Annotated in this window: 2 protein-coding genes; one reads left to right on the top strand and one right to left on the bottom strand. The window is 39.2% G+C overall.

All coding sequences use genetic code 11. The features are described from left to right. Positions 1-172: 172 nt before the first annotated feature. On the bottom strand, positions 173-2965 hold the full coding sequence (locus H5072_RS10795) for a TonB-dependent receptor (RefSeq protein ID WP_182693524.1): 2793 nt from the start codon (positions 2963-2965) through the stop codon (positions 173-175). A 663-nt stretch (positions 2966-3628) separates the two neighbouring features. Between H5072_RS10795 and H5072_RS10800 the strand changes: the two genes are divergently transcribed. Further along, positions 3629-5251 carry an alpha-glucosidase family protein gene (locus H5072_RS10800; protein WP_024595270.1) on the top strand — a complete coding sequence of 541 codons (1623 nt, stop codon included), beginning with the start codon at positions 3629-3631 and terminating at the stop codon, positions 5249-5251. Positions 5252-5451: the final 200 nt, after the last annotated feature.

Below are 5451 nucleotides of genomic sequence, written 5' to 3' on the forward strand. Positions count from 1 at the left end.
AGCAAGGCGGCTGTTATCCACCCTGCTGTGCCCCCGCCTGCGATTACGACGTGTTTTATTGGTTTCATATTATTGTCCACGTTTACAGTTTAAAGCTTTGTTAAGTTTGATAAAGTAGCTATAAAAAAGCCCTTGTAAAACAAATTACAAGGGCTCCTACACACAACCTTTATTATAGCTGGTAGCTAAAGCCTAACAAGTAAGTGCGACCGTAATCTTGGTAGTCGCGAACTTGTAGCGCGTTATCGCCAGAAAGCGATGTGAACGGCTCTTCTGTTAAGTTTTGAACTTGGAACTGAATTGATAAACCTTCAAGGCTCTCAACCCCTGCTTCAGAGAAGTCATAACCTGCCTGAATATCCCAAATTGTTTCGCCGATAATATTCACTTGCTCTGTATTAAAGCCTAATCCGTAAACATCACCTTTGAAGTCACTACGCTTACGCATGCTGGTTCGTAATTGCATGCCATTCATCTCGTAGTAAACCGTTAAGCTTTGAATTTTATCTGATAGACCCGGTAGTTCGTACTCATTGCCATTTCCATCTTCAATATCAGATTCAATACCTGTATGACTAGCAATTAAGCCAAAGCCTTCAAGAGACGGGTGGAAAATTTTAAATGGTAACGCTAGAGATATCTCGTAACCGTATAGGTCACCGCCGCCGCCATTTACTTTGCCACTGCCAGTACCTTCTGACGTAGCTGGTACTTCACCTGTTGATGGGTCCGCAACACCCGACATATCAATCGCGTAAGTACCGTCAAAAATCCACTGGGTTAAGTCTTTATAGAAAAATGCAGCAGAGAAGTAACCTTCATCACTAAAGTAGTTTTCATAAGATAAATCGTAGCCTGTTGCTTCTTTAGGTTCTAAATTAGGGTTACCACCCGATACAGACCAAAAGTTACCGTTTTCATCCGGTGTATCATTATATGATGCATTAACAGAGGCGTTCATTTCATCTATACGCGCACGTGAGATTGTTTTAGCTGCGCCAAAACGTATTGTTTGCTGCTCATCAATCGCAAGTGATAAATTTAAGCTTGGTAAAACGTGAGAATAATCGTGACCAATATCTGTAGGTGAAGTAATGACTAGACCAGTATTCCCATCTACACCAAAAGCATTACCTTGAGAGGATTGATCTGTATGAACATAGCGCACCCCAACATTACCAGTTAATGGAAGACCACTTACTTCTGCATTAATATTAGCTTGTGCAAATGCTGAGGTGATTTCTTCTTTTACTGTCCACGACTTAGTTGCATGAGTTGAGCTAGTTAAACTTTCGTCAAGGGTTTCATAGTAACCATCATTAACTAAACCATTTACATCGTAGGCTATCATGTCGCCTAGCCCAATAAAGTCAAGGCCAACACTGCCTAAACGGTATTGCTCAGGTACACTAAGCATTCCTGGGTTTTCAAGAGAAAAATCAGTTAAAGTCAAGAAGTAACCTTGCGAAGATTTAGACTTTTCACGCTCTTTATAACCTAAGCCAAATTCAATTGAGCTAATGTATTCGTTTTCTAGTACCTTAGACGCTGCAAGTTTTAATGTAACTAATTCATCTTCAATAGTTGGAGCATTAATAAAACCGTCTTGAGCTTGGTTTTCATACTCTGTGCCAGTTAATCCATATGCATCATTTAGTGCAGAGCTTGCACCCCACGAAAGCGGCCCACCTAATTGAATTAGATCATAATCGCTGTAATCTAAGTCATGTGAAAAAGTAGCGCCAGTATTGCCACCATTAAAAGCATAACCTAAGTTATCTGCTACACCGCGAGAATCACCACGCCCTGTACCTGAGTAGCTTTCTATACTCCAAATTTTACGGTCAACTTGCGAGTAGCTTGCGTCAAATTCTACTGACCATGAATCATCAATATCGTATTTAGTGTTAAATCCAAATGCAGTTAGTTCAGCATCACGCTCTTGGTAATCGTTACGCACAACAACACGTTGGCCTTGTGTTACAGCACTTGTTATAAATCCACTTTCTGCATCTACTATAGCACTGCTTGCATCAATACTACCTTGACCCCAAGCAAAAGGAACTTCAATGCCGCGCAAAATTTGCTCGTCTGTAAAGTCTACATACAACGCATCAAACGTCATATTTAGTTTATCTGTAGGCGCTGCCTCTAGAACAAGCATTGCTGAATCACGTTCAAGCGTTGATGAACGAACATATGGTTTAGCACCGCCTAAAATTGAATACGAGTTACCATCTTCAGCAGTGAATTCAGGGTACCCCCATGAATTCCAACGTTTTTCTTGGTTTGGCGAGCTCATGGTGTTTAGTGCAAATGCAATACCTATAGTGTCATCAGCAAACTGGTCGATGTATGAGAAAGTGCCACGGTAACCGTCGTCGTTGCCGTCAGGGTTTAATTTATCAAAGCTTGTTTGCTCATACTGTCCATTTACTTGAACAACACGTTCACCTTTACTTAGTGGGCGAACTGTTTGCATGTTAATTATGCCCGCAATACCCTCTGCATCTAAATTTGCACTTGGTGTTTTATAAACAGTTACACCGCTCATAATTTCTGATGGGTAAAGGTCAAATTCTACGCCGCGGTTATCACTAATAGATACTTGCTCGCGGCCATTAAATGTGGTGCCACTTTCGTTTTCACCAAAACCACGGATTGATACTCTACTTGCGCGACCATCTAGGCGTTGCGCTGTTAAACCTGGTAAGCGTGCAATAGACTCAGCAATAGATGAATCAGGTAGCTTACCTATATCTTCTGCTGAAATTGACTCAACGACTTGAGTAGAAAAACGCTTTGTGTTGATTGATTCTACAACACTGCCACGAAAGCCTTTTACTTCGATAACCTCAACGTCATCATTTTTAGCTGTATCTTCTTGTGCTGCTACAGAGGCAAAGCTTGCTAATCCTGCAGTAGCCATTGCCAACGTTAATATACTTGGTTTGAACATAGACATGATGTTTTTCCCGTTACCCATATTGTGATACTCGCTTCTTTATTTGAGTGATAGTCAAACAGGCGAGCTAATTTTGTTGTCAGGATGAATATTAACGCCAGCTTTATTTTATTAACAACTTTATGCATACGTATTCAACAGTTATAGCACGACTTCAGATTAATAAAAACCTTGCCAAACAAACATTAAACAATTGATTTTGTTGTAAATAAAATTATTGAAAATGACGCAATCAACATTACATGTAAAATCTACTGTATCAAAAACTAAAAGTTAACAGGACGCAATGTAAACAAAGTGAAACTAATTAGTATCGCTATTTAGAATGAGAAATATTAGACACAATTCAAATGTTTAATTGGTCAGACCATTAAATTCAAAACATAAAATATATTTTCTCTTGTATGACAAACCGTTATGTTTAATAAAAGTCAGAAAGTAAGTGAGCACCATAATTGGTAAAAATCCAACACATAAATAAAACACCTTTAAACTAGCTATAAGTACTTATTTTTAATAATTTAATTGCGTTAATTTTAGTGCATACGTATGCAGACTTTTTACAGTGTACAAGGCTTCACGTATGCTTTTTGCAAATAACGTGATTAATCGTAATCACAAATAAAAATAGTCTAAATACTGTGTGGAATGACGGAGAAAAGCATGACCCAAAAGCAGTGGTATAAAGGTGCGGTTATTTATCAAGTTTATCCGCGTAGCTTTCAAGATAGCAACAACGATGGCATTGGTGATTTAAGAGGGATTATTAATCGTATTGATTACATTAAAAGCTTAGGCGTTGATGCTATTTGGATTTCACCTTTTTTCAAATCGCCAATGAAAGACTTTGGCTATGATATTAGCGACTATCGTGACATTGACCCGCTTTTTGGTGACCTAAATGATTTTGATGAGCTAATAAGCGAAGCCCACACTCGTAATATTAAAATAATTATTGATCAGGTGTTAAGCCATACATCAGATCAACACCAATGGTTTACTGATAGCCGTGAAAATCAAAATAACAGTAAAGCCGACTGGTATGTTTGGGCTGACGCAAAAGATGATGGAACAGCCCCAAACAACTGGCTATCTATTTTTGGTGGTGGTGCTTGGCAGTGGGAGCCTCGTCGCGGGCAATACTACCTACATAATTTTTTAACCGAACAACCGGATCTTAACTTTCATAACCCAGATGTTCGAAAAGCTGTGCTTGATAATGTTGAGTTTTGGCTTAAAAAAGGCGTTGATGGTTTTAGGCTTGATGCAATTAATTTTTGCTATCACGACGCGCAATTACGTGATAATCCGGCTAAACCAAAAGATAAGCGCCAGGGTCGTGGTTTTAGTGAAGATAATCCGTATGCATTTCAGTACCATTACTACAATAATACTCAGCCTGAAAATATTGAATTTATGCAAGATATTCGCACATTACTTAATAAATACCCAGGTACTGTATCGCTTGGCGAAATCTCATCAGAAGATTCATTAGCTACAATGGCGCAGTACACCCAAGGTGGCGACAAACTGCACATGGGTTATAGCTTTGAGCTATTAACAAATGATTACTCAAGTGAATATATTAGAACTACGGTTCAAACTCTAGAACAACGTATGACTGAAGGCTGGCCATGCTGGGCATTTAGTAATCATGATGTAGAGCGCGTAGCGAGCCGCTGGAGCGAAAATGGCGAAGTAAACCCTCAACAATGTAAAATGCTAACCGCCCTATTAGCTTCTCTTCGCGGCAGCGTGTGTATGTATCAAGGTGAAGAGCTAGGTCTGGGTGAAGCAAGTGTGGCATTTGAAGATTTACAAGACCCATACGGCATTACATTTTGGCCTAATTTTAAAGGGCGTGATGGCTGTAGAACACCAATGCCTTGGGATCTAGCTGATTCATCTCATGCAGGTTTTAGTGAAGTAAAACCTTGGCTACCCGTTGATAATGCACATAAGCAGCAATCAGTAGCTATACAAACAGATGATAACAACTCAATTTTAAATGCCTACCGTGAGTTTATGGCATGGCGAAAAAGCCAAACAGTTTTACTTGAAGGTGATATTGAATTTATAGAAACGCCAGAGCCTGTGCTTGCTTTTTATAGAACGCTTGGAAAGCAAAGAATGCTTTGTATGTTCAATCTCAGCGCTAAGCAAACAAGTATTGATATGCCAACATCAATCGTTAAAGAATACACCGAGCTTAGCCACCACAGCGCAAAGTTAGACCAAGGCACCACAACGCTTGAGCCTTACGCATGTTTTTACGCTCAGTGTTAATGACTCAAAAGTTGCGTTTAATGTTTACCTAAGTGCGTTACACACGAAAAAGCCCAAGCTATTCACTTGGGCTTTTTTGTATTTAACGCATTCTAGTGACTTTTAGTTTCACCATTTAGACATTCAGTTAAAGCAAATAATACGGCTGATATTACAAACTTAAAATATCCTCATAGTAGAAATAAACAATGACGCTTATG

The sequence above is a fragment of the Pseudoalteromonas sp. SR45-5 genome, from assembly GCF_014163565.1.
Lineage (GTDB): Bacteria > Pseudomonadota > Gammaproteobacteria > Enterobacterales > Alteromonadaceae > Pseudoalteromonas > Pseudoalteromonas distincta.

Excerpts from the sequence above, each read along its gene's own strand:
- H5072_RS10795 (WP_182693524.1), bottom strand. The coding sequence starts at position 2,965 with ATGTCTATGTTCAAACCAAGTATATTAACGTTGGCAATGGCTACTGCA.
- H5072_RS10800 (WP_024595270.1), top strand. The coding sequence starts at position 3,629 with ATGACCCAAAAGCAGTGGTATAAAGGTGCGGTTATTTATCAAGTTTAT.